Raw genomic sequence first — 24,171 nt, 5'->3', positions numbered from 1 at the left:
CGTACCGTGTCCACAAAGGACGCTTATCGACGGCTGGACGTCCGAATACTACCTAGATGTGCGGCCTCGACTGGGGATCGTGAGTGGCAATGCGCGTTCTAGGCAAACGTGGCGCCTTCGGGCGAAGTGGCGCCTGGGGTGGCGCGGCACCGCACTCGCGTGCTCAGAGCCGTATCTCGCGTGCTCAGACTCCGCACACCGAGTTCGGCGTCCAGCACGTGAGATCCCTCTTCAAGCACGCGAGTTACGTGCTCAAGCACGCGAGTTACGCCTTCAAGCACGCGAGTTACGTGCTTGAGCACGCGAGTCACGCCTCCGCCCTGGCCGCCAACCCCGCGAACAAGTCGGTCACAGCGAGCCCAGGCACCAGGCCACACCGGACGGCGGCTGGCGGCCGACCGGCAAATCGCTGCTCGAGTACACCACGCTTCCGATCTCCGAGAAGGACTGCCAGCGGCTGGCAGCGTCCCACCCGGCCGAGCAGAGGGCCGACGACCTCAGCCGCTGAGGCAGTCCTGGTACGAGCGCTGACTCCCTCGAACACGCCGCACAGTGGAGCCAAGGAAATTAATGTGAGGCGACCACGCTGCAACGCACTCTCATGCCGCATGGTGCTCGTCCGGCCAATGGCGGACATGACGGCGTGCATGGATGAAAATGTCGAGTAATTGCGGTGCGGCGGGCTGGTGTGCCGGTTTATTCTCCACGCCATGTCGAGGCGGATCATGTACGTGCAGCTCAAGACGGGTTACAACACCGATCGTGGCCCCTGGTTTCCCGGCGCGGTGGCGGCATAGGGTGGGCCGTCAGTGGCGATTCGGTGCCTCGATACCGGACCACATCCGGTGACCGTGTGGATTCTGACGCGTTGGATGATCCGAAATCCACACAGTCCCGCACGACAGTCCCCCTCAAGAGAACACGACCCACTCGTGGATCTCCTGGGTCCGTTTCTCCAAGACGTGGAATACCGCGTATCTCCACGGTCGTACGCTTCGCCGTTGCCCAGGCTCACAGGTTCCTGGCAAAGGTACGGGACAGCCGGATCCGTGCTTTCTCGAATGGCTACCCGAGACGCGCCGTCCGCTCATGCCGCTGAGCCCGCGTCTCTGCAAACGCCCGCACATGCCGATGTGCGGGCGCTCCAGGTACTAGGCATCCACCTCCGCCGCGGCGCTCTTGGTCTTGCGGAACCGCGTGATGATCGCCGGTAGTAGCAGGAGCAGGAGCATGTAGTACCCCGCGTGCGGCACCAGCGCGGCCACCACGAACGCGACCGCCAGCAAAGCCGTGTTGACAGACGTGTCGAACAGCGGCGCTCGCGCGAGTTCGCTGTCCTCGTCCCGCAGGGCCGGGTCGCGCCGGATGATCAGCACCATCACCAGTTGGAACAGAGAGGCGACCAGGATCGTGCCGATGTAGAGCGACGAGGTAAACCGGTCATTGCCGTACAAACCCGCCACCTCGGTCGGGAATGGAAGCACCACGATCGTCAGTACCCAGCCGAAGTTCGTCACCATCAACGGCTTGCTGTACGCCTTCACCTGCTCGAACACGTGGTGATGCACGACCCAAAGTCGGGCGATCACCGCGAAGCTGAGCAGGAATCCGTAGATTTTCCCCTGGTTCTCGCTGATCACGGCGGCTGGGTCGAGATGCTGCGCAACGGCGTCCGGAACAGCCTCGACAAGCGGCAGGACCAGCAGGGTGATCGCAATTGCGACGACGGCGTCGGTAAAGAACACCAGTCGTTCGGGGGACCTGTTCTGGAGCATTCGAGGAGCGTATGCGGTTCGGCCTCGACCCGTTGAACGCCGGTGTCTTCGGAGCCTCACCGCTGGCCGGGTGGCGCCGTCCTCCGCCCAGCGGTGTACCGATGTCCAGGACAAATGTCATGCCCGCCGACTGACATCCGAACGACCTGCCGGGCCGCATCCTGGCAGAAGTTCCTGGCATGACCGAGGCGACGATCACCGTCACGCTGGACCGGCTGCCGGCCGCGATGGGACGCCGCGCGCGCAAGCCGGTGGCCACCGCAGCCGTCTGGCTGGTCACCGCGGCAGCCGGCGTGGCGCAGATGGCGCGCCCGGAGCTGCTGGGGCAGTTCCGCCGCGACCCGGCCGCATTGGCCGCCGGCGAGTGGTGGCGGATGGTCACGCCGATGTTCTTCCAGGACGGACACCTCCTCGGCACGGTCTTCAACCTGGCGATGCTCGCGGTGAAGGACGTGCTCGACCGCCTGGACGGGTTCCACTGTCTCAAGGGGCGCCGCCACCAAGGCGGTGACCGGCGTCCTGCCACACAGCGGCATGCCCGGCCACGCCGCGACATCGCGATCGTGCACGACGTATCCGCGGTTCACCGTGGCAACGCGGAGATGGCGTATTCGGTCCCGCCGTCGAGGAATCCGTACCCGCCAACCCCGCCCTGGCGCAGGTGCAACGCCGTCGACGCCTCAGAATGTGACGTCTTTCGTAGGGCAACCATGAAGTGGTCAGACACTCTCGACGGGGCGCATGATTGGACGAAATTCAGTCCATCTGCGCAACGAGGAGGGATGCCCGATGGGTAACTACGCGGGAGAGCGGGCGGTGGTCCTCGGGGGCAGTATCGCCGGTGTGCTGGCCGCTCGTGTGCTCGCCGAGACATACCGCGAAGTTCTCGTGGTGGACCGGGACACCGTGGTCGGTGTGCACGAAGTGAGGCGGGGCACTCCGCACACCCAGCACGCCCACAGCTTGCACGGACGCGGGCAACTCGTTCTCGAAGAGCTGTTCCCCGGCCTCACCGAGGAACTGGCGGCCGCGGGCGTACCGATCGGGGACCTCGGCGAGATGCGCTGGTACTTCAACGGCCGCAAACTGGCGCCCGCGCGCACCGGACTGGTCTCGGTCACCGCGCCACGACCGTTTCTGGAGGGATGCGTCCGTGCGCGAGTGGCCGCGCTGCCCACCGTGACTTTCATGGAGGGCCACGACATCGTCGGATTGCTGACCTCGCCGGGCAAAGACCGCGTCACTGGCGTGAAGGTTCAGAAGCGGGCGCCCGGATCCGACGAGCAGGAGCTGACGGCGGACCTGGTCGTCGACGCCACCGGACGCGGCTCGCGGACACCGGCCTGGCTGGCCCAACTCGGCTACCGGCGCCCTGAGGAGGACCGGGTATCGGTCGGGCTCGCCTACACCTCACGGATCTACCGCACCCAGCCGGAATGGTTTGAGGGAGTGCAGTCGATCAACCCGGTCGCCTCACCCGCGCACCCGCGCGGGGCCTTCTTCGGCCAGATCGGCCGCGACGTCTGCATTCTGTCCCTCACCGGGCTCCTCGGCGACCAACCACCCACCGACTCGGAGGGATTCCTGGAGTTCGCCCGCTCGCTGCCTATTCCGGAGATCTACGAGGCCGTCGCCGACGGCGAAGCACTCACCGATCCGGTCACCTTCCAGTTCCCCGCCAGCGTCCGGCGCCGCTACGAACGCCTGACCCGCTTCCCCGCCGGGCTGCTGCTGCTCGGTGACTCGGTGTGCAGCTTCAACCCGGTCTACGGGCAGGGTATGAGCGTGGCCGCGCTGGAGGCGATCACGTTGCGGGATCACCTCTACCGCAATGGGGGTGTCGTCGACCCCGCCGCCTATCTGCGTGACATCGCACGCATCGTGGACGTCCCGTGGGAGATCTCCGCGGGTGGTGACCTCGACTTCCCCGGTGTGGAAGGGAAACGCACGCCCAAGGTACGGATCGGGAACTCCTTCATCGCGCGCGTACAGTACGCCGCCACCAAGGACCCGAGAGTCACCGATGCCTACCTGCGCATCGCGGGCCTGATGGACGCGCCGACCGCACTGATGCGGCCCGGCATGGTCGCCAAGGTTTTGCGGCATGCCGTCCGGCGGCCCGCGCCTGGGCCTGCGGTCCACGCCGTACCCGTCGAACGGCGAGACGGAACACGGCGCGCCGCCTGAAGCAGAAGGCCTCTTTCCCCAGTCGCCGGGGAAAGAGGCCTTCGCCACGACATCAGGCCGGCACGTCGCCGAGACGGGCGAAGTACGCCTCGTTCAGCTGGATCACCTGGACGTGGTTTCCGTCGGGGTCCTCGAAAGTGCTGAAGTGACCGTCCGGACGCTCTTCCAGATCGCTCACCACCGGCGCTCCCTCGGCCCGCAGTCGCTGCACGATCGTCTTAGCGTCGTCGGTGTCGACGGTGAGCAGCACCCGGCCCGGTTCGGCGGTGCGGGTGGCGACGTCGTCGCGGCCGTCCACGAGCAGGCTGACAGTGCCCAGCTGAAGCCAGCCTTCGACGGGCTCAACCTCGAACACGCGCTCGTAGAAACCGCGTAGCCGTTCGGGATCCGCGGAGCCGAGCAACACGCTGGTGCTGCGCAGCTTCGGCGCTGCCTCGTCCGGCGCCGAAGCTCCCACGGGCTGGCCGAGCGAGATCATGTTGCCCTCGCAATCGCGAAAGAACGCCCCGCGCTCGCCGCTGCCCCGGCTCGGATAGTTGTCGTCGATGTCGACGATCCCGTTCACCGTGCGGAAGCCCGGAAAGTCATATTCTTCGAATACGACCCCGCGGGTGCGCAATTCCGCGACCTCGGCCTCGATGTCGTCGACTTCGAAGGCCAGCTGGGTGAACGAACCGTCGGAGGCGCCGCTGGAAGCGAACAGGCAGAACACTGTCGGTCCGCAGCGATATCGCAACCCGCCGGGTCGTTCGTCCACGGGATCCAGACCGAGCTTCTCCGCGTACCAGCGTCGGGCCCGATCGAGATCCTGCGCCGGCAGCCGCGTTTCCAAGACCGCGTCGGTCAAAGCCATCCGAACTCCTCTTCCGTGTTTTTCCTTCAGGGCAAGGTACCGCGAAACGCACGGATGTCAGGACCGAGCGCGGCGGCGTGACTTGCGTGCTTGAGCACGTAACTCGCGTGCTTGAAGCCGTAACTCGCGTGCTTGAGCACGTAACTCGCGTGTGCGGGGTCTGAGCACGCGAGTGCGGTGCCGCGCCACCTCAGGCACCAGGGTGACTTCGACGACAAGGGTCCACCCTGACCGTCATTACCACTCATGGGCCGCGTTCTCACCTCCGGCTGTGCGAGCAGGATACGAGAGGTGCCGTCTGGGAACGGTGCCAGACTGGGAACGGATTGGATCGGTTCGGATCGGACGCGAGTTCAGGACTCCGACCGGCTGTTGCGGACTCGACGGCACCGGCCTTATCGGCCTGGGAGGAAATTATGTGTGCAATCTCGCGCAGGCGCTTTCTGGTCACGGGAACCGCCGCGGGGGCGACGGCGGCATTCACGTTGGGCATGCGTCCGCTCGACGGTGTAGCCAACGCCGAGGACGCCGGTGACGCCGTCTTGGGCAAGTGGGAAACGCGCAGCCTGAGCGGCGTCGGCAACAACCAGCTCCACCCGACCTGGGGTCTGGCGGGAACCGTGTACCCCCGGGTGGCTCCGGCGAACTATTCCGACGGCCGTGGCGAGCAGCCCTTAGGGCCCAATCCCCGGTACGTGAGCAACCGGATCTTCAACGACACCGGAGTGCATCTGTACTCGGAGCGGAATGTCAGCGCCTGGGCCTTCGCGTGGGGGCAGTTCCTCGACCACACCTGCGCCATGCGCCTCGGCAGGCGGCAAACGGGAGAACCCGGGGAGACCGCCAATATCCCGGTCGATTCCAACGACCCGATCGACAAGTATCCCAACAACCTGGGTGTCCTCTTCTTCGAGCGGTCGATCCCCGCCGCCGGCACCGGTGAGACCAATCCCCGTGATCAGATCAACCAGATCAGCTCGTACATCGACGCCTCGGCCGTGTACGGAACCTCCGCCAGTCGCTTGAACTGGCTACGGGAAGGGCCCGCCGACGGGAATCCCGAGCGCGAAGGCGCGCGGCTGCTGATGCCGGGCAATCACCTGCCCCGGAAGCGCAGTCGCGGCAACGTCGACACCGCTCCGACGATGGTGCAGGGTTCGCAGCCCGACCCGGGCGCTCCCGTGGTCACGGGAGACCAGCGTTCCAACGAGAACCCGATGCTGACCGCGGTTCAGACACTGTTCGCCCGCGAGCACAACCGGATCGTGGCCCTCCTGCCGAAATGGATGTCGGAGCAGGACCGGTTCCAGGTCGCCAGGGCCGTCGTCATCGCGGAGCAGCAGTACATCACCTTCAACGAATTCCTGCCCGCGATGGGCGTCAAGCTTCCTCGCTACACGGGCTACAACCCCGGCGTCGACACCGGCATCTCCAACGAGTTCGCCACTGTCGGATACCGGGCGCACAGCCTGATCCGCAACGACATCCACGTCGAAACCGACGCCGGCCGCTACAGCAAGGCCACCCTCGACGAGCTGCGCGCGCTGGGCCTCACGGTGAACGTCGCACACGGCAAGGCCCACATGGTCCTTCCGCTGGCCGAAAAGACGATGTTCAACCCTGATCTCGTCGAAAAGGTTCAGCTGGGACCGCTGCTGCACGGAATCGGCTTGAAGCCTCACGTCAAGAACGACGAACTGATCGGCGACATGCTGCGCAGCTTCGTCTTCGAACTCGAGCCGGGCGTCCACGGCGTGAACGACCTCGCCGCGGTCGACATCCAGCGAGGCCGCGACCACGGCATCCCGACCTACAACCAGCTCCGCGTGGCGTACGGCCTGCCCCCGAAGAAGTCGTTCCGGTCGATCACCGGTGAGAACACCGAGGAGTTCAAGTCCGCCGGTCTCACCCCCGGCGACGAGATCAACGACCCGCGCAGCCTCGAATACACGGCCCTGTACGACATCCACGGAAAGCCCACGACCGTCGAAGCGGACAACGCCACCAAGGGTGTGCGGCGCAGCACCCTGGCGGCCCGGCTCAAGGCGATCTACGGCAGCGTGGACAAAGTGGACGCCTTCGTCGGCATGGTCGCGGAACGACATCTCCCCGGCTCGCAGTTCGGCGAGTTGCAGCTGGCCATCTGGCGCAAGCAGTTCGCGGCACTGCGCGATGGCGACCGATTCTTCTACGCCAACTATCCCCTGCTGTCCTATATCAAGCGCACCTATAAAATCGACTACCGGAAGTCGCTCGGTGACCTCATCGCGCTGAACACGGGCATGCCGAGGGAGAGCCTCGCCCCGAACGTCTTCTTCGCCCAAGGGACGCAACATTCTTTCACGGCGCCTTCAGATCCCGACGCGGCGGACGGCGTCTCGCCTGCCGTGTTCGGCGGAGCGGCGGCCGGAGGATCGGCGATGGCGGCATCGAAGAACGCCAAGCCGTGGCACTGCGGCCGCGCGGAAGTCTAACGCTCGTCCAGCTCCGACAACCCTGCGGGAAGGCCATCGATGACCGCGCTTCACGAGCCCGATCCCCACGCCGTTCCCCGGCGAACGCGCCCCTTCACCGGCGACGAATACATCGAAAGTCTCCGTGACGGCAGGGAAGTCTTCATCTACGGCGAGCGGGTCAAGGACGTCACCACCCATCCGGCGTTCCGGAATCCTGTCCGGATGACAGCGCGTCTCTACGACTCACTGCACGATCCGGAGCAGCAAGGCGTGCTCACAGCGCCGACCGACACTGGAAGCGACGGCTACACCCACCGGTTCTTCACCACTCCGCACACCGTCGAGGACCTGGTCGCCGATCAGCGCGCCATCGCGGCGTGGGCTCGCCTGAGCTACGGCTGGATGGGCCGCAGCCCCGACTACAAGGCCGCGTTCCTCGGCACACTCGGAGCGAACGCCGAGTACTACGGTCCGTTCGCGGACAACGCCAGGCGCTGGTACAAGGAATCCCAGGAGAAGGTGCTGTACTGGAACCACGCGATCGTGCACCCTCCGGTGGATCGTTCGCGCCCACCGGACGAGGTGGCCGACGTCTTCATCCATGTGGAGAAGGAGACCGACGGCGGGCTCATCGTCAGCGGCGCCAAGGTCGTCGCGACCGCTTCCGCGCTGACCCATTACAACTTCATCGCCCACTACGGCCTGCCGGTGCGGAAAAAGGAATTCGCCCTCGTGGCGACCGTGCCGATGGACGCGCCGGGAATGAAACTGATCTGCCGCCCGTCCTATGCGGCGACGGCGGCGGTCATGGGCAGCCCGTTCGACTATCCGCTTTCCTCCCGTCTCGACGAGAACGACACCATCCTCATCCTGGACAAGGTGTTCATTCCCTGGGAGAACGTGTTCATCTACGGTGACCTCGGAAAGGTACAGATGTTCGCCGGCCAGTCCGGGTTCACCGAGCGCTTCACCTTCCACGGTGCCACCCGGCTCGCGGTGAAACTGGAGTTCCTGATCGGTCTTCTGGCCAAGGCGGTCGAGATGACCGGCACCGGCGACTTCCGGGGTGTGCAGACGCGACTCGGTGAAGTGGTCGGCTGGCGCAACATGTTCTGGGCGTTGTCCGACGCCGCGGCACGCAACCCGGTGCAATGGAAGAACGGCGCGCTGCTGCCCAATCCGCAGTACGGGATGGCCTACCGGTGGCTTGTGCAGATCGCCTACCCGAGGATCCGGGAGATCGCGCTGCAGGACGTCGCCAGCGGGCTGATCTACGTGAACTCCAGCGCCGACGATTTTCAGAATCCGGACGTGCGGCCGTATCTGGACAAATACGTCCGCGGGTCGAACGGCATCGACTCGGTCGAGCGGGTCAAGCTGATGAAACTCCTGTGGGACGCGGTCGGCACCGAATTCGGCGGCAGGCACGAACTGTACGAACGCAACTATGCCGGCAATCATGAGAACACCCGCCTTGAACTGTTGAACGGACAGATCGCCAGTGGGCAGATCGACGGCTACAAGGCGTTCGTCGACCAATGCCTCAACGAGTACGACCTGAACGGCTGGCGGGTGCCCGACCTCGAAAACTTCGATCACCTGCGGGAGGGCCGGAAGGCCATGTTCGACTGAGGACCACCCTAGCCGGCCGGTATCGCGAAGGCCCCCCCGAAGTACATGATGGCCTCCTTCCTTGCGCCAGGCGCAAGGAAGGAGGCCATCATGTACTTCGCTCGCGTGAGGGTGCCGGAGCGTGGTGGGTCGGTGGTCGTGAGTGGCGATTCGGGCCATTGGGGGTTAGGTCAAACGTGGCGTGACCTGGCGCGGGTTCGGCCTGGCTGACGGAAGCCGGGACGAGATCGGAGTTGTCCACAAAGGACGCCTTTTGGAAGGCAAGTGCCCCCAATGTGGCATTGGAGACGCTCGGTGTCTCCAATGCCACATTGGGGGCAGTAAGGCAAATTGGCGTGGCCGAAAGGGGCTTTCGCGACAGGCGGGAACACCGCTCCCCGGCGTCGAAGCGTGATGTCCTGAAGGCCCCACGGGGGCCTTCAGGACACGCCACATTTGAGTTACCTCTCAAATAAGCTCGCTGCGCTGACAAACCAAAAGTGGGGACTGGCGGCCGCCAGTCCCCACTCTCGTTTCCTTGTCAGCGCAACTCGATGCCCGCTTCCTCGACGGCGCGGACTATTTCGCCACCCGCCAGCATCTCGGCCACGGCTTCGATGTCGTCGGACATGTAACGGTCACGGTCCAGGGTGGGGATCCGCGAGCGCACCTTGTCGTACGCGGCCTTTGAAGCCGGGCTCAGCCCTTCGTACCGGCCGGAGATGTCCACCGCCTGCACGGCGGCCAGCACCTCCACCGCCAGGATCTTCTCGTTGTTCTCGAGGACCCTGCGTGCGTTGCGCGCGGCGATGAGGCCCATGCTGACGACGTCCTGGTTGTCCCCATTGGACGGAACGCTCTGCGTGCTGGCAGGGCCGATCGTCCGGTTCTCCGCGATCAGCGCGGTCGCCGGGTACTGCGCTCCGGCGAACCCGCTGTTGAGCCCCGGGTCACCCGCGACGAGGAACTCCGGGAGCCCGTAGGAAAGGTGGCGGTTCAGCAGCCGGTTGGTCTGCCGCTCCGAGAGCACCCCGAGCTGGGTCAGCGCGATCGTCACGAAGTCCATGGCGAACGCGATCGGCTGGCCGTGGAAGTTCGCGCCGTGGAAGATCTCCTTGCCCTCGAAGAACAACGGGTTGTCGGTAGCCGAGTTGATCTCGATGTCGAGCTTGTTCTGCGCGTGGTAGAGCGTGTCCCTGACCGAGCCGACGAGCTGAGGGATCGCGCGCAGGGAGTAGGCCTTCTGCAGATAGACCTTTGTGCGCTGCACACCCTCTTCGTGCAGTTTGCCGTCGCCGCCGCCCTTGTCGCCGCCGTCCGCGACTTGGCGTCGCAGATCCGAATGCTCGACGGTAAGCTCACTTCCCTGCATCAGCGCTCGCATGTTGGCCGCGGTGTCGATCTGGCCTTGATGCGGACGCGCCACATCGTGCCCTTCCGGCAGGAACGGGCTGGTCGAGCCACGCAGGGTCTCGATCATCAGTGCCGAGACGATTTCCGCGTGTTTCACCTGGGTCATCGCCCGGCTGACGACGAGCGCACCGAGGCCGGTCATCCCCGAGGTGCCGTTGATCAGCGCCAGGCCTTCCTTGAAGCGCAGCTCCAGAGGCTCGATGTTCAGGCTGCGGAGCACTTCGCCGGTCGGTACCTTCTTCCCGTCGCGCAGGACGTACCCCTCACCGATGAGCGTGATCGCGATGGCCGAAAGCGTCGCCAGGTCACCACTCGCGCCGAGCGAGCCGATCTCCGGGATGGCAGGCGTGATCCCGAGGTTGAGGTACAGGGCGAGCCGTTCCAGCACTTCCGGCCGCACCGCCGAATACCCCTTGGCGAGCGCGTTCAGGCGCGCGGCGACGATGGCTCTCGCCTCGTGTTCGGCGAACAGCGGACCGACGCCGGCGCTGTGGCTGCGCACCAGGTTGGTCTGCAGCTCCACCTCCTTCTCGGTGGCGACCAACATGTAGATCATCTCGCCGTAGCCGGTGGTGACCCCGTAGATGGGGATCTCCTGGCGAACGATCTCCTCGAACCTCGCCCGGCTTTCCTTCGCGCGCTCCAGCACAGACGGCGGCACCCAGCAGGACGCCCCTTGCTCGGCCACCGCACGAAGGTCGGCGATGCTCAGGCCTTCGCCATCGAAGACAACCGAATGCTCTGTTTCAGTCTGAGTCACAATTTCTCCTCCGGGTTGTTCGGCGACAACCGTGGTGGCCGCCCACATCGGTCATGCCGCCGCGTCCTCGCGCGTTTCCGCGGCTTCGATCAAGGCAGCCATGCCTGCCAACGTGCTGTGTGCGAAAAACTCCGCGACGGGGACGTCGACGCCGAACCGTTCACGGACTTGATCGCCGAGTTCGGGAATCAGCACGGAATCACCGCCTGCGGTGAAGAAACCCTCCAGTGCGGTGGCTGGGTGTACGCTCAGCGCCGACCAGATCGCGGCCAGGTCCTGTTCCATACCCGGACGCGGTGGCCTGGTGGCCAGTGAACGTGCGCGCGGCTTCGGCAGGCGGCGGCGATCCACTTTGCCGCCGGCGGTGCGGGGCAACGGCGCGCTCACCGGTTCGAACGAGATGAGGCGTACCGCGTCGCCGAACCTGCGCCGCAGGTGACCTCGCCACACCTCGGTGTCGGCACGGCCCGGCGAGGCTTTCCGGGCCCTGACGTAGGCGACCAGCCGGACCACCAGCCCGCGCTCGTCGGACAGCGAGACCACGGCGCACTCCGCCACCGAGTCGTGCTCGGCGAGCGCTGCCTCGACCTCGGCGAGCTCGAGCCGATTGCCTTGGAGTTTGACCTGGAGATCACGGCGACCGCGGAACTCCAGCAACCCGTCCCACCGCAAACGGGCGAGATCACCCGTGCGGTAGCAGCGAACGTCCGTTCCGAGACCGTGCACCGGCCGGAACGCCTCACCGTCGCCGCCGCCGCCGACGTAGCCACGCGTGACATACGGGCTCCGGATGACGATCTCGCCGGTGACCCCGGTCGGGCAAGGACGATCGTCATCGCCCAGCAGCAGCACCTGGCGGCCGGGAATCGGCTCTCCGATCGGCACCACGCCGTCCACGGGCGAGGAGATTTCGTGCCAGGTAGCCGTGATCGTCTCGGTCGGGCCGTATATGTTCACCAGACGCACGGACGGCAAGGTGGCGCGCAAAGTGTTCGCCAGCTCCCTCGGGAGTGCTTCGCCCATCAGCACCAGGCATTTCAGCTCGCTCAGCCGCATGCCCGCGCCCTGGTCCGCGATCTCCTTCAGCAGTTCGCTCGCGAAACTGGGGACGGTCTGGAGAAACGTGATCCGTTCCGTGACAAGCCAGTCGAGGAGCTTGCCGGGATGGACCCGGATCTTCTGTGGCACCGGATACAACGTCCCCCCGGCGGCCAGTGTCGCGAACACCTCACAGAGGCTCGGATCGTGTTCCGGGGCCACCCATTGCGCCACCCGTGCGCCTGGCCCCATTTCGCAGGTCTCGGCCAGCCAGTGGACGAACTGCGCGAAGGCCATGTGAGTCTGGGGAATCCCTTTCGGAGCGCCAGTCGACCCGGAGGTGTAAGCGATGTACGCGGTCTCCTGCGGCGGCGCCGGTTCCCTGGCCTGCCGAACCGGTCTCCCGCGGATCACGCCCCCGATGTCGACGATGCGGCCGCCCAGTTCGTCGCGATACCAGCGGGCCAGGTCATCCTCCTCCTGGTCCCACTCCCTCAGCAGACAGGCCGGCGGCGTCGCGCTCAGCACGGCTCTACCGCGCTCCCCCTGCTCGCCGGTGCCCAGCCAGATCAGGTGTGCGCCGGCACGGAGAGCTCCCAACGAGGCGGCGACCTGGCGGGCTCCCGGCGTCATCCGGACGGCCACGGCCGCTCCGGCCGCGTCAAAGGCCTGGAGATGATCCGCGATCATCGTCACCTCGCGCTCCAGGGCGCCGTAGGTGAGAACGCCGTCACCCCAGACGACGGCGGCCCTGTCGGGGGCCAGCGCGGCGTGGCGCCGTACCGAATCCTGAACCGGTTCATCGATGACCACGGCGTCATCGATCCGGTCCGTCGCACGTGCCGTCGCCGCTCTCCGGTACGCCGTGTCCAGTGGCAGCTCATCCAGCACCACGTCGGGTGCCGCGAGCGCGGCACCGAGCAGGACGCGCAGCTGAGCGAGCACCATCGAGGCCTGCTCCGTACCGAACAGGTCATCGCGGAAAGCCAGGGTCCCGGCGACCGAGGGCGCCACTTGGTCCACGGTCAGGGTCAGATCGGTGCTGACCGCGCCGGTCCCGAGCAGGCGAGGCCGGACCTCGAGCCCGGACAGTGCGAGTTCGGTCTCCGGCTCCCTGAGGACGAACATGGCGTCGCAGAAAGGGATCCGACGTGGATCGCGGTCGGCCTCGAGCGCACGTACGAGGTGCCGGAAACCCAGCATCCGATGGTCGGACGCCTCTCGCGCCACCCGTGCCACGCGCCTCGTCAGCTCCCGAAAGGACGGTGCGCCGTCGAAATCCACCTGGTGTATGACCAGGTTCTCGAAGGGCCCCAGAGCACCGGAGAATTCCTCCGGACGCGCTGCCAACGGGACGCCCACGGCGACCCGGTCCTCGCCGCCGTATCGGTGGAGCAGGGATTGGAACGCCGCGAGCAGGATGACGAACGGGGTCGTACGCTCCGATCGGCTGAATTCGGCGAGCCCACGCCCGACCTCCGAACCCCAGTCGAACGGCAACCTGCCGCCGCTCATGACCGGTCGAACCGACCTGGCCCGGTCCGTCGGCAGCACCGGCGACGCGGGCGCCGGCGTCATCGACGAGGTCCACCACTCCAGCAGGCGCCCGAACTCCGGGGTCGTCTCCTGAGCGCGCTCCCACCGTGCGTAATCGGCATACTGGGCGACGGGTTCCGGCCCTGCTGGCTCAAGTTCAGGGGCACCGCAGGCACGTGTGTAGCTCTCGGACAGCTCCTCGATGAGGATCGAGACCGAGCGTTCGTCGGCGACCGCTCGGTGCAGGACCAGGACGACACTGAATCGCCGCGGAGCCTCCCGGATCACGGTAAGTCTGGCGAGCGGCCCGCCCGCGAAGCTGAGCGAGTCCGTGACGAGTCCGGCGAGGTACGAGTCGAGGTCTGGCGCGGAAAGATGGCTCATCTCGGCGAAGGCGAACGATTCCGCGGGCTCGGCCGTGATCCGCTGCACCGGCCGCCCACCGACGATCGCCGTCCGCAGGATCTCGTGCCGGGCCACGACCGCTCGCCAGGCGGTTCCGAGTTCGTCGACGCGCAAAGGACCCGTTACCTCATACCGGCGGCAGACGCGGTACGCCGCCGTATTCGGCAGCAGCTTCTCCAGCAACCAGAGCCCTTCTTGCGCACGGGAAGCCACCGCTTCCCCAGCACGAAATCGCGGGGTGCCGTCCACGCTCGCGTCTCTTTCCTCTGCCACTGTGGAATCGTCACATGGGCCGCCGTACGAATGCTTCTCGTCCATTGCCTTGCCCTGAAAGGATCCGGCGCCACCCGTCCAAGGCCGCAAGCGGAAGGATGCGGCCCTTTCCGCACGCACTGACAATGGACAGTGAATCCTTCCGAAAGGAGTGCAGAGCATGACAGATCGTGACCCGCACGAGCGAACATCACCGGCGATCGAAGAACGTGTCGAGAAGATTTGGAAAGATGTTCTCGGGATGCCGGCCGGGCTCCACGAACTCACATTCTTTGATCTGCAGGGTCAGTCCATCTCGGCCGTGCGGATCGTCGCCAGGATCGAGGACGAGCTCGGCGTCACGGTGGATGTCGGCCTGCTGTTCGAGGATCCCGATCTCACCACCTTCGCCTCGGCGGTCGCCGCGGTGGCGCTGCGCGAGGAACGCGGCGCGGCCTAGGGCGTGTCTGGCACTGAAGAAGAACTGAAGCAGCAGAGACAAAGCACAAAGCTTGAGGGCCTGGGCCGGACTCGACATCACGTCGAATCCGGCCCAGGCCCTTTTGCCGCGTAGCCTATGAGTCGTGAGTGATTTGGGGCGTTCTAGCGAAGGGCACCAGTCACCACGGCGGCGCGTGAAGGACCCCTTCCCTCGGCTCAGCCGAAGAAACTCGACCTTCACACCTTCCCCGGTACATGAAGGCCCCCTTCCTTGCGCCTAGGTACAGGAAGGGGGCCTTCCTGTACCTAGGCAAGGAGACATCGACCCAAATCACTCACGACCCCCGCGGCCGACGCCACCTGTGCCCTTCGCGCACCCGGTCAGGGGCGCGAGCGAAGCACCCGCCAGAGCACGCTGGGGCGCATCAGCGCGTCCTGATCGACGAGGCCTGCCGAACGCATGAGGGCCTCGGTGACCTTGGGGTCGGTGAGTGCGGCCTGCTGAACCCGCTTCATGTACCAGTGCATGAAGCGGACCTTCCGGGTACGGCGCCCTTCCATCCGCGGGTGGACGAGGTTCATGGCCTCCGTCATCTCCCAGGCCGGGTCGATGATGCGGCCGACCTCGGCCATGAACTCGCGAGGCTGCGGCGGCACCCCGCTGCGCACTTGATCGCGGAGAGCCAGCGCCTCGATCGCCGCGAGGGACTGCGCCTGAGCGAACACCGGGCTCGGGGTGCAAACGGCGTCGCCCATCACGAGCAGGCCTTCGGGGAGTCGCGACATGAGTTCGTAGCGACGCCGGAGGGTCGTCGGGAACCGGAAGAGCACCGGGTCCGTCAGTGGCTCGGCTTCGACGATGGACTCATAGATCTCCGGTGCGATCAACGACTTGACGAAGAGGGTAAAGCCTTCCGGGTCGGTCGGCGGGTGGTCGCCGAGAATCCCGTACGTGGTCAGCTCGACCTTGCCACCGTCGGTTTTCGTGAAGATCGCACCGCGGGGCAGCCCCGGGTTCGCCACGCAGATGATCGAGTGGTCGGAACCGAAGGGATCCGACCGCATCCGGTACTGCCGCGTGGCGTAGCCGACGCCGACCTTGGTCCCTTCCTCCTCCACCCGGGGATAGCCGAGGCCTTCGAGCCAGACGGGTGTGCGCGATCCGCGGCCGGTGGCATCGATCACCAGGTCGGCCTCGACCACCACTTCCTCACTACCGTTGTCGCGCGACTGCACACGCGCACCGGTCACTCGGGAGCGATCCGGTGTGGTGGCCAGGCCGGTGATGTCGTAACCCTCCATGAAGGTCACGTTGCCGAGTGCCTCGACCCGTTCACGAAGGTGATACTCCAGCACCGGACGGGTCGAGCCCACGTTGGTCAGGCCGGCCCGGATCTGCCGCAGCGGCTTGTCGCCGAAGTACCAGCGGACCGTGCCCGACAGGTCGGTCAGCGGACAGCCGGCGGCGATCATCTCGGCGGTGATGTCCGGGAACAGCTCCTCCATGTTGCGCGCGCCCTGTACCAGGAGGCCGTTGATGTGGCGCGCCTGAGGAGCGCCACGCCGTGCCTCACGGACGCCGACGATCTGATCACGATCGACGATGATCACTTCTCGATAGCTTTCGGCGAGCGCACCGGCGGCGAACATCCCGGTCACACTGCCGCCCAGAATCACGACGCGATCGCCGGTCTGAGATTTCTTTCCAGACATATCTCTCCCTCCCGTTCGGGGGCGGCCGCTACCGAACGGTTTTTCGGTGCTCCGCGGTGAGCTTTTCGAGTACGGGGACGACCTCAGCCGGAAGCGGCATGGCCTTCCATTCTTCGTGCACGACCCGTGCACCGTCCTGATAGGATTCCTCGGTCAGCACGGCGGAAATCTGCTTTCGCAGGTCCTCCACCGTGAACGCCCGATGGTTCAACCGGATACCGGCGCCGCGGTCGATGACGTAGTTGGAGCACGGCGTCGCTTCCATCTTCTTCGCGGGCATGATCCACGGAGTCGGTTTGCGCGCGTCCGACACGTCCTGGACACCGTGTTCCTTCTCAGTGCGGAAGGTGCCGGTCTCCGGCGCGTCCTCCTCCTCCGCGATGCGCAGGAGAATGGACTCCTCCGTGTCGCAGACGAGCTGCGGGATGCCGACGGCCGCCGCTGCCGCGTAAGTTCCTCCACCGCCATGGTGGATCAACGCCGAGCAGGACGACATCACGTTCGACAGCGGCAGCCAGTCGACGGCCCGGACGTTGGCGGGAACGGGTACCCCGTCGAGCTGGACGTCGTTCAGGGTGGCGACCACCTCGACGTCCAAACCGGACAGTGCCTCCAGCAGGATGGGTGTGCGGTCCCAGTCCCCCTTGATGAATCGCCTGGTGGACTCACCGAGACAATACGCGATCCGGGGCCGCGTCGCCGGCTCGTGCAGCCACTTCGGGAAGGCATCCGAGCCGTTGAACGGAACCCAACGCATCGGAACCTTCTTCAACGAAGTAGGCAGGCCCATGCCTTCGGGGTAGATGTCGATCGTCCACTGCCCGACCAGAAGCTCGTCATCGACCTCGACGCCGTACCGCTCCGCCACCGGGCGGACGAGGGTCGCGAGTGGATTGTCATCCAGTCCGGCGGCGATGAGCTCCTCACGGTGTTCCGCGAGCTGCTCGAGTCCCCAGCCGAAGTTGTCCCGCCCCGGTGGCATCCTGGCGCTGGCGGCACCGCACACCCGTGCGGCCACCGCACCCGCGGGCTGGGTGAAGTCCCAGATCACCAGATCCGGCCGCCAGGAACGGGCGAACTCGATGAGATCATCGGTCTCCGGCCGGTCGGCTCGCAGGGAATTGCCGACCGGTACGAGCAGCTGCTGATAGAAGACATGCCACTGGTCGCGGAGTTCGAAGTCGGTGATGCCGAGGATGTCGGCGTAACGCTCCGATTCGTCCGGGTGCCGAGGTTCCGGAGCACCAGGGGCAAGGTGAGGCGAAAGCGTGGTGCCCTCCGCGAGCGCGACCGGGGTCAGCCCCGCGGCACTGATGGTGTCGCAGAAACCCTCCCACGACGCCAACCGTACTTGGTGTCCCGCGTTCCGCAGCGCCGACGCGATCGGAACTATCGGAAATAGATGCGCGCGCGATGGATCAACGGGGATCAGGACTCGCATAGAGGTTCTCTCCCTCGGGTTGGTTGATTCGGCGATCACAACGAATGGAAGAAGGTGCGCACCTCGTCGACGTAGAGGTCCGGGACCTCCATGGCCGGGAAGTGCCCCCCGCGGTCGAATTCGTGCCAGTGCACGATCGTCTTGATGTCCCGGTCGGCCAGCCGCCTGATGGGCAGGAAACAGTCGTTCGGGAATACGGCGACACCGACCGGCACGGTGATGGGCAGTTCTCGATGCCCTTCGATCAGACCTGCCGCCCGAGAGGACATCTGTAGCTTCTGCTGCTCGAGGACCTCGTAGTACAGGTGCCCGGACGAACCGACGGTACCGGTGAGCCAATAGATCATCACGTTGGTCAGCAGCGCGTCACGATCCAGTGCGTCTTCGGGAACGCCGTCCGGCGTGGTCCATTCCTTGAACCGCTCGACGATCCAGGCGAGCTGGCCCACCGGGGAATCGTTGAGTGCGTACGCGGGAGTCTGTGGCCTGGTCGACAACAGCTTCAAATAGCCCGAGCCCTCGGTGTCGAACCGCGCCAGCCGCCCCAGCCGAACCTGATCCTGCTCGCTGAGATCCGCCAGTTCCGCCGGGTCACCGGACGGGAACACCGCCAGCATGTTGGAATGCACCCCGATGACGTGTTCCGGATCGACGCGTCCCAGTTCCAGCGAGATGACCGATCCGAAGTCCCCGCCCTGTGCGCCGTAGCGCTCGTAGCCGAGCCGGCGCATCAGCTCGGCCCATGCCTTGGCGATCCTGGGCACGGTCCAGCCGGGTTCGGAGAGGGGGCCGGAGAACCCGAATCCCGGAATCGCCGGTATGACAAGGTGGAAGGCCTCGTCCGGACTGGCGCCGTGCGCGGCGGGATCGGTGAGCGGCCCGATCACCTCGAGGAACTCGGCGAACGAGCCCGGCCAGCCATGTGTGATGATGAGCGGTTTGGCGTTCGGCTCGGGCGAGCGCACGTGCACGAAATGCACGTTCGTCCCGTCGATTTCGGTGACGTACTGGGGTATGCCGTTGAGCCGGGCCTCCATGGCGCGCCAGTCGTAGCCGGTGCGCCAGTAGTCCGCCAGCTTTTCCAGGTAGTCACGCGGAACACCGCGCTCCCAGCCGATTCCCGGCACGTCCGGCGACCACCGGGTCGCGGCGATCCGCTGCCGCAGATCCTCGAGCTGGTTCTCGGGAACATCAAGCTGAAATGGTCGCATTAGTCACCTTCCGACACCGCGCCTTCTGTCAATGAGGCCGGTCGAGACTCGTATTCTCGCCGTTTTCACCACGGCCGACGTCTCACATTCTGCGGAGCCTGCCCGCTGTCCTGAGGAGTCCGGCCCGCCCGCACGCACGCCCGCTGTCACGCAGCGCTCGCACCGCGATACGAAACGTGGGTCACACCGGTTCCTTCGACGCCACGCGGGCCCTCGACCCGCACTGGGACGTGCGTGGTCTCGTCGATGCGGATTCCATTCCCCATCACCACGGGAACCACGGTGACCCGGAGGTCGTCGACCAGCCCCGCGTTGACCGCCTGCCAAGTGATGTTCGCTCCGGCAAGGCCGACCACCATCGCGCCCGCGAGCATCTTTGCCCGCGCCACGGCGGTTTTGACTCCGCCGTCGGTGACAAAGGTGAACGAACCGTCGTCGTACCGGTCCTTTGCCGGCACCGAATGCGTCACCACGAAAACAGGGATGCGCGCCGAACGCACCGCGGTCCAGTCGGCGGCGTCGAACGTGCGCCTGCCCGCCACAATGGCGCCGCCGCCTTCGCACCACTCGACGACCTGATCCGGCCCAGTCGCGCGATCGACGAGAAACCCGTCCTGTGACATGGAAATCCCCGCGACAACCGTAGTCATGCGCTCTCCTCGCCTCTCCTTCGATGCCCGCTGCTCTGTGCCAGCGCTTTCGAGAGTCACATGGCGGTACCCCCCGGAACGCCTTCGCGATTGCCTCGCATCACGAAGGTCCGCACTTTCGAAGATGGGCGGATCCGCCCGCTGCGGAACGGTGAGATCCGTACAGGCTTTGCCGGGATTCGGCGACCCTCGCACCGCAATGAAGCACAACATGAGATGCGCTGGGTGCTCCACCACCGCGACGCTAGGTATCCAGACCGGTACAGCGGTACGGAAGCACCGAAGGAGAGGACTTAGGACATGACCACAGCCGACGTTTCTGCCAAGGCCGGGTGGCGTGAGTGGTTAGGGCTGGTGGTCCTATGTCTGCCAACCATGCTGACGACCGTGGACATCTCCGCGGTCTTCCTGGCACTGCCACACATCAGCGCCGACCTCGGCTCGGGTGCCACCCAGCAGCTGTGGATCGTCGACATCTACGGCTTCCTGATCGCCGGGTTCCTTGTCACCATGGGAACCCTGGGTGACAAGATCGGCAGGCGAAAGGTCCTGCTGGTCGGCGCGGTGGTGTTCATCATCGCCTCGATCCTGGCGGCGTACTCGACGTCGACCGGAATGCTGATCGTTTCGCGCGCGCTGCTCGGCATCGCGGGTGCGACCGTGGCTCCCACCGTGCTCGCGTTGCTGCAGAGCATGTTCAAGGACCCCAAGCAGATGGCGACCGCCATGGCCGCGTGGGGCACCGCCATCATGCTCGGTGTCATTCTCGGCCCGGTGATCGGCGGGCTGCTGCTGGGCGCGTTCTGGTGGGGCTCGATCTTCCTGATGGCCGTTCCGGTGATGCTGTTGCTGCTGATCGCCGGACCGATCCTGGTGCCGGAGTCCCGCAACCCGGAGGCCGGCAAGCTGGACCTGTTCAGTGTGGCCCTGTCCCTCCTGGCGATCCTGCCGCTCATCTTCGGCCTCAAGGAGATGGCGAGGGGCGGCGTGGCGGCGCTCCCGATCATCGCGGTGGTGGTCGGCGTCGTCAGCCTCGTGGTGTTCATCCGGCGTCAGCGTAGGCTGACGAACCCGTTGCTGGACCTGAGCCTGTTCTCCAACCGCACAGTGTCCGCGGCCTTGATCATCGCGACGGTACTGGCGTTCGTCATGGGCGGCATCGACCTCATGGCTTCGCTGCACCTGCAGCTGGTCGAAGGGCTCTCGCCGGTGCAGATCGGCGTCTGGTTGCTGATCCCGTCCTTTGGAATGGTCGTCGTCGGCAACATCGGCAACGTCATCGCCCAGAAGGTCAAGCCCGGCTACGTGCTCGCCGTCGGTTGCCTGCTCGCCGCGGCAGGCATGGTGGTGCTCACCCAGGTCAGTCCCACCGCCGGCGCCTCGACGGTGCTGATCGGCATCACGATCATCTACCTGGGTGGCAGCCCGGCAGGCATGATCACGCCGTATCTGATCATGTCGTCCGCGCCGCCGGAGAAGGCGGGCTCGGCCGGATCGCTGCAGTCGACCGGTGGCGAGTTCGGGGTGGCGCTGGGTGTCGCGGTCGCGGGGCTCATGGGCACGGCCGTCTATCGCGGCGCGTTCGAGACTCCGGCCGGTACACCGGCCGACGTCGCCGGCCCGGCTTCGGAGAGTATCGCCGGAGCGTTCGCCACGGCCGGGCAGATCCCCGGCGAAGCGGGCGCCAGCGTGATCGCCTCCGCCAAGGAGGCGTTCAGCAGCGGGGTGAGCATCGTCGCGACCATCATGGCGGTCCTCATGGTCGGGATCGCCGTGCTCGCGGCGACCGGGCTGCGGCACGTTCCCCCCACCGGAAGCACGCAGGACGCCGACGGTGCGGAGAAGAGCACCGACGGCGCTCCCGAGCCGGCCGAAATCGCCGAAAAGGTCTGACCCGGACCTGGCAGGCGGCATCCCTCAACCGGCCGCCCGCGGACAAGGAGCTCCATTCTTGTCCGCGGGCGGCCGGCTTCTTTGTTCCCGCCGAGGGCGGACCAGCGCATTCCGGGAGACGCGAACGGATTTCACTCCCTGCGATCGTATGTCCTGAGGACGGGAGGAAATCGTGTTCCCGGGTTCCGGTGAAAGGACGGTCACTATGGCGACCACAAATGAAACAAGATCGATGAGACTACCTGCTGGAAAAGCGAGGACAAGACTTCCTTCACTGACTGCACTGCGGTTCATCCCGGCAGTATTGGTGTTCATCAGCCACGGCATGGTTCACCCGCTCTTCATCGACAACGACATCAACGAGTCGTACCTGTTCATCACCCGCAACATGGGCGTCATCGCGCTCTCGTTGTTCTTCATCCTGAGCGGGTTCATCCTGACGTGGTCGTCCGAACCCAACGACACCGCGCGCTTGTTCTGGCGACGGCGGTTCTTCCGCATCTTCCCGAACCACCTCCTGATCTGCGCGATCATCCTCGTCATGATGCTACTGGCGGGCCGGGAGATCATGGGGACCGAATTCCTCGTGAGCCTCCCGCTCCTGCAGTCGTGGCTGCCGGATCCGAACTTCCTCCTCTACTCGGCCAACGGTCCCACCTGGTCACTGTCGGTCGAAATGCTGTTCTACGCGGCATTCCCGCTCTTGTTCTTCCTGGTCAAGAAGATCCGCGCGAACCGGCTATGGATGTGGGCGGGCATCATGGCCGTGGGCGCCCTGCTCGTACCGGTGGTCGCTCGCGTGTTCCTGCCGGACGAGCCGATGAGCTTCTTCTCCGACGGCGGGGTTTCCTGGCCGCAGCAGTGGTTCTCGTTCTATTTCCCGCCGGGGCGGATGTTCGAGTTCGGGGCGGGCATGGTCATGGCCCGTATCCTGCAGACAGGCCGCTGGCCGGCGATCCGGCCGATCGTGCCCCTGCTCATGCTGGTGGTGGTTTTCCTCGCGACCTTGCCCCTCGACATGATCGCGGGCTTCCAGGCGGTGGCGCTCATTCCCGTTTCGCTGCTGATCACCTCGATGGCCGCGTCCGACCTCGCGGGCAAGGAGAACTTCTTCAACCGCAAGACGATGGTCTGGCTCGGGGATCTCTCCTACCCGTTCTTCCTCGTCCACGTCACCGTGTTCTTCTCCCTGCACGCCGCGTTCAGCGGTCAATGGGGAGTCGGCGGCATGTACGAGGCCAAGCAATTCAGCACACTGGGTGGAATCGCGGTCCTCGTCGGCGGCTTCCTGCTCTGCCTGTTCGTGTCCTGGCTGCTGTTCGTACTCGTCGAGCGCCCGATCATGCGCCGGTGGTCCCGGCCCCGGCGTACGGCGGCGCAACCGCCGCTGTCGTCCGCGCGCCCCTGAGGAACGTTCAGTCGAATGCCCCGGCCGGGGTCCGGCCGGGGCATTCTTCTTGTGTTATTGCGAAGGTGGCACGGGTGGGGTCGGCGCCCGCGGCAGGGGGGATTTCCGTTGCCGGGCGCGGAGGGTGGTCGGGAGCCAGCCATGCTCCCAATGTGGCATTGGAGACGCCCAGTGTCTCCAATGCCACATTGGCCAAGCCTGATGTCCTGAAGGCCCCCTTTGCGACGTTGAACGTCTCAAAGGGGGCCTTCAGGACACGCCACGTTTGACTTACCCTCGATAAACCACCCGGCCGAAGACGCGGGCGGGTCGGATCCGCGCACTTGGACCTACCTCGCTTGACCGCCGCCACTGCTCGTCCCCAGCACGTCAGCCAGGTCGGTCATCACCGCCGCGGTGAGGTCACCGACGTGCTCCTGCAGGAAGAAATGGCCACCGCGGAACAGTCGCGGTCCGAGGACCTGTTCGCCGTGTTCTTTCCAGTCCGACAGCGTTTCGGCGGGAGTGACCGGGTCGTCGTCCCCGCCGAATACCGACACCGGCACCGGCAGCGGGGCTTCCTCGCGGTAGACGTAGCTGCGGCACAGCCGGAAGTCGGCTCGCATCACCGGCAGCACCAAGGCGCGGACGTCCGGGGCGTCGAGCAGATCCGTCGCCGGGCCTGCCAGTCCGGCCGCTTTCGCGCAGAAGGCGTCATCGTCGTCGGCGGGATCCGGCATCGTGTCGTGCGGCACCCCGTGAACGGGCCAGGACGCGGCCGCGAGCAGCGCGGGCAATGCCGAACCTTCCGCCTGCAGGATCCTGGTGGCTCGGTACGCCAGCATCGCTCCCATGCTGTGGCCGAACAACGCGTACGGCCTTTCCTCAGCCGACAGCCACTCTGCGACCGCCTGTGCGGCGGTCTCGCAGTCTTCGAACGCGGGCTCTCGGTGCCTGGCCTGTCTGCCGGGCAGCCGGATGGCCCTGAGTTCGACCCAGTCCGGGACGAAAGGCATCCATGGCCGGAACATCGACGCTCCCCCGCCGGCGCACGGCAGGCAGTACAGCCGCACTCGCGCATCGGGCCTCGCTTCGAATGCCTGATACCACAAAGGACCCCGAGCCATCATCAGCGTTCCTTCCCGGCTT

The 24,171-nt window shown here is 65.9% G+C and carries 16 protein-coding genes; 7 read left to right on the top strand and 9 right to left on the bottom strand.

Going from position 1 to position 24,171, the window contains the following annotated elements:
• Positions 1 to 1,151 precede the first annotated feature (1,151 nt).
• A complete protein-coding gene (locus tag AB0M65_RS06895) occupies positions 1,152 to 1,775 on the bottom strand; it encodes a TMEM175 family protein (protein WP_364022625.1) in 624 nt (207 codons plus the stop codon).
• Positions 1,776 to 1,954: 179 nt separating this feature from the next.
• Between AB0M65_RS06895 and AB0M65_RS06890 the strand changes: the two genes are divergently transcribed.
• Positions 1,955 to 2,572 (top strand): hypothetical protein, encoded by a 618-nt coding sequence (locus AB0M65_RS06890; protein WP_364022622.1) that lies wholly within the window; start codon positions 1,955 to 1,957, stop codon positions 2,570 to 2,572.
• On the top strand, positions 2,565 to 3,962 hold the full coding sequence (locus AB0M65_RS06885; protein WP_364022618.1) for an FAD-dependent oxidoreductase: 1,398 nt from the start codon (positions 2,565 to 2,567) through the stop codon (positions 3,960 to 3,962). The genes AB0M65_RS06890 and AB0M65_RS06885 overlap by 8 nt, the downstream gene beginning before the upstream one ends.
• A gap of 52 nt (positions 3,963 to 4,014) precedes the next feature.
• Here the strand turns inward: AB0M65_RS06885 and AB0M65_RS06880 are convergent, their stop codons facing one another.
• The gene (locus AB0M65_RS06880; protein WP_364022615.1) at positions 4,015 to 4,815 is read right to left on the bottom strand and encodes a VOC family protein; all 801 of its coding nucleotides are present in this window, start codon (positions 4,813 to 4,815) and stop codon (positions 4,015 to 4,017) included.
• A 491-nt stretch (positions 4,816 to 5,306) separates the two neighbouring features.
• On the opposite strand from AB0M65_RS06880, the gene AB0M65_RS06875 reads away from it, so the two are divergent.
• Both AB0M65_RS06875 and AB0M65_RS06870 read left to right on the top strand, forming a co-directional pair.
• Complete coding sequence (locus AB0M65_RS06875) at positions 5,307 to 7,289, top strand: peroxidase family protein (RefSeq protein WP_364022612.1); 1,983 nt, start codon at positions 5,307 to 5,309, stop codon at positions 7,287 to 7,289.
• Positions 7,290 to 7,328: 39 nt separating this feature from the next.
• Entirely contained in the window at positions 7,329 to 8,903 is a 1,575-nt protein-coding gene (locus tag AB0M65_RS06870) for a 4-hydroxyphenylacetate 3-hydroxylase N-terminal domain-containing protein (protein WP_364022609.1), read from the top strand.
• 520 nt (positions 8,904 to 9,423) lie between these two features.
• Here AB0M65_RS06870 and cmdF read toward each other — a convergent pair.
• Both cmdF and AB0M65_RS06860 read right to left on the bottom strand, forming a co-directional pair.
• Complete coding sequence (cmdF, locus tag AB0M65_RS06865) at positions 9,424 to 11,055, bottom strand: tyrosine 2,3-aminomutase (protein WP_364022606.1); 1,632 nt, start codon at positions 11,053 to 11,055, stop codon at positions 9,424 to 9,426.
• A 51-nt stretch (positions 11,056 to 11,106) separates the two neighbouring features.
• On the bottom strand, positions 11,107 to 14,307 hold the full coding sequence (locus AB0M65_RS06860) for an AMP-binding protein (protein ID WP_364022603.1): 3,201 nt from the start codon (positions 14,305 to 14,307) through the stop codon (positions 11,107 to 11,109).
• Positions 14,308 to 14,467: 160 nt separating this feature from the next.
• Here AB0M65_RS06860 and AB0M65_RS06855 point away from each other — a divergent pair, with 160 nt between their 5' ends.
• Entirely contained in the window at positions 14,468 to 14,746 is a 279-nt protein-coding gene (locus AB0M65_RS06855) for a phosphopantetheine-binding protein (RefSeq protein ID WP_364022600.1), read from the top strand.
• A 362-nt stretch (positions 14,747 to 15,108) separates the two neighbouring features.
• On the opposite strand, the gene AB0M65_RS06850 is transcribed toward AB0M65_RS06855, so the two are convergent.
• The 4 genes from AB0M65_RS06850 to AB0M65_RS06835 all read right to left on the bottom strand — a co-directional run bounded on the left by AB0M65_RS06850 (position 15,109) and on the right by AB0M65_RS06835 (position 19,742).
• Positions 15,109 to 16,440: an FAD-binding monooxygenase gene (locus AB0M65_RS06850; protein ID WP_364022597.1), complete on the bottom strand. Its 1,332-nt coding sequence runs from the start codon at positions 16,438 to 16,440 to the stop codon at positions 15,109 to 15,111.
• 28 nt (positions 16,441 to 16,468) lie between these two features.
• Positions 16,469 to 17,881: a nucleotide disphospho-sugar-binding domain-containing protein gene (locus tag AB0M65_RS06845; protein WP_364022595.1), complete on the bottom strand. Its 1,413-nt coding sequence runs from the start codon at positions 17,879 to 17,881 to the stop codon at positions 16,469 to 16,471.
• A 35-nt stretch (positions 17,882 to 17,916) separates the two neighbouring features.
• On the bottom strand, positions 17,917 to 19,092 hold the full coding sequence (locus tag AB0M65_RS06840; protein WP_364022592.1) for an epoxide hydrolase family protein: 1,176 nt from the start codon (positions 19,090 to 19,092) through the stop codon (positions 17,917 to 17,919).
• A 146-nt stretch (positions 19,093 to 19,238) separates the two neighbouring features.
• The gene (locus tag AB0M65_RS06835; RefSeq protein WP_364022589.1) at positions 19,239 to 19,742 is read right to left on the bottom strand and encodes a dihydrofolate reductase family protein; all 504 of its coding nucleotides are present in this window, start codon (positions 19,740 to 19,742) and stop codon (positions 19,239 to 19,241) included.
• A gap of 375 nt (positions 19,743 to 20,117) precedes the next feature.
• Between AB0M65_RS06835 and AB0M65_RS06830 the strand changes: the two genes are divergently transcribed.
• Together AB0M65_RS06830 and AB0M65_RS06825 are read left to right on the top strand one after the other, a co-directional pair.
• Complete coding sequence (locus tag AB0M65_RS06830; RefSeq protein WP_364022586.1) at positions 20,118 to 21,635, top strand: MFS transporter; 1,518 nt, start codon at positions 20,118 to 20,120, stop codon at positions 21,633 to 21,635.
• 205 nt (positions 21,636 to 21,840) lie between these two features.
• The gene (locus tag AB0M65_RS06825; protein WP_364022583.1) at positions 21,841 to 23,043 is read left to right on the top strand and encodes an acyltransferase; all 1,203 of its coding nucleotides are present in this window, start codon (positions 21,841 to 21,843) and stop codon (positions 23,041 to 23,043) included.
• A 329-nt stretch (positions 23,044 to 23,372) separates the two neighbouring features.
• Here the strand turns inward: AB0M65_RS06825 and AB0M65_RS06820 are convergent, their stop codons facing one another.
• A complete protein-coding gene (locus AB0M65_RS06820; protein ID WP_364022795.1) occupies positions 23,373 to 24,149 on the bottom strand; it encodes an alpha/beta fold hydrolase in 777 nt (258 codons plus the stop codon).
• Positions 24,150 to 24,171: the final 22 nt, after the last annotated feature.

This window comes from Amycolatopsis sp. NPDC051071, assembly GCF_040682875.1.
Lineage (GTDB): Bacteria > Actinomycetota > Actinomycetes > Mycobacteriales > Pseudonocardiaceae > Amycolatopsis.
The sequence above is the reverse complement of the archived record's forward strand: the minus strand, read 5'-3'. Positions and strand labels throughout refer to the sequence as shown.

What these genes read in the sequence shown, in the direction of transcription:
- AB0M65_RS06895 (WP_364022625.1), bottom strand. Translation starts at nt 1,775, where the DNA reads ATGCTCCAGAACAGGTCCCCCGAACGACTGGTGTTCTTTACCGACGCC.
- AB0M65_RS06890 (WP_364022622.1), top strand. Translation starts at nt 1,955, where the DNA reads ATGACCGAGGCGACGATCACCGTCACGCTGGACCGGCTGCCGGCCGCG.
- AB0M65_RS06885 (WP_364022618.1), top strand. Translation starts at nt 2,565, where the DNA reads ATGGGTAACTACGCGGGAGAGCGGGCGGTGGTCCTCGGGGGCAGTATC.
- AB0M65_RS06880 (WP_364022615.1), bottom strand. Translation starts at nt 4,815, where the DNA reads ATGGCTTTGACCGACGCGGTCTTGGAAACGCGGCTGCCGGCGCAGGAT.
- AB0M65_RS06875 (WP_364022612.1), top strand. Translation starts at nt 5,307, where the DNA reads ATGCGTCCGCTCGACGGTGTAGCCAACGCCGAGGACGCCGGTGACGCC.
- AB0M65_RS06870 (WP_364022609.1), top strand. Translation starts at nt 7,329, where the DNA reads ATGACCGCGCTTCACGAGCCCGATCCCCACGCCGTTCCCCGGCGAACG.
- AB0M65_RS06855 (WP_364022600.1), top strand. Translation starts at nt 14,468, where the DNA reads ATGACAGATCGTGACCCGCACGAGCGAACATCACCGGCGATCGAAGAA.
- AB0M65_RS06850 (WP_364022597.1), bottom strand. Translation starts at nt 16,440, where the DNA reads ATGTCTGGAAAGAAATCTCAGACCGGCGATCGCGTCGTGATTCTGGGC.
- AB0M65_RS06845 (WP_364022595.1), bottom strand. Translation starts at nt 17,881, where the DNA reads ATGCGAGTCCTGATCCCCGTTGATCCATCGCGCGCGCATCTATTTCCG.
- AB0M65_RS06840 (WP_364022592.1), bottom strand. Translation starts at nt 19,092, where the DNA reads ATGCGACCATTTCAGCTTGATGTTCCCGAGAACCAGCTCGAGGATCTG.
- AB0M65_RS06835 (WP_364022589.1), bottom strand. Translation starts at nt 19,742, where the DNA reads ATGACTACGGTTGTCGCGGGGATTTCCATGTCACAGGACGGGTTTCTC.
- AB0M65_RS06830 (WP_364022586.1), top strand. Translation starts at nt 20,118, where the DNA reads ATGCTGACGACCGTGGACATCTCCGCGGTCTTCCTGGCACTGCCACAC.
- AB0M65_RS06825 (WP_364022583.1), top strand. Translation starts at nt 21,841, where the DNA reads ATGGCGACCACAAATGAAACAAGATCGATGAGACTACCTGCTGGAAAA.
- AB0M65_RS06820 (WP_364022795.1), bottom strand. Translation starts at nt 24,149, where the DNA reads ATGGCTCGGGGTCCTTTGTGGTATCAGGCATTCGAAGCGAGGCCCGAT.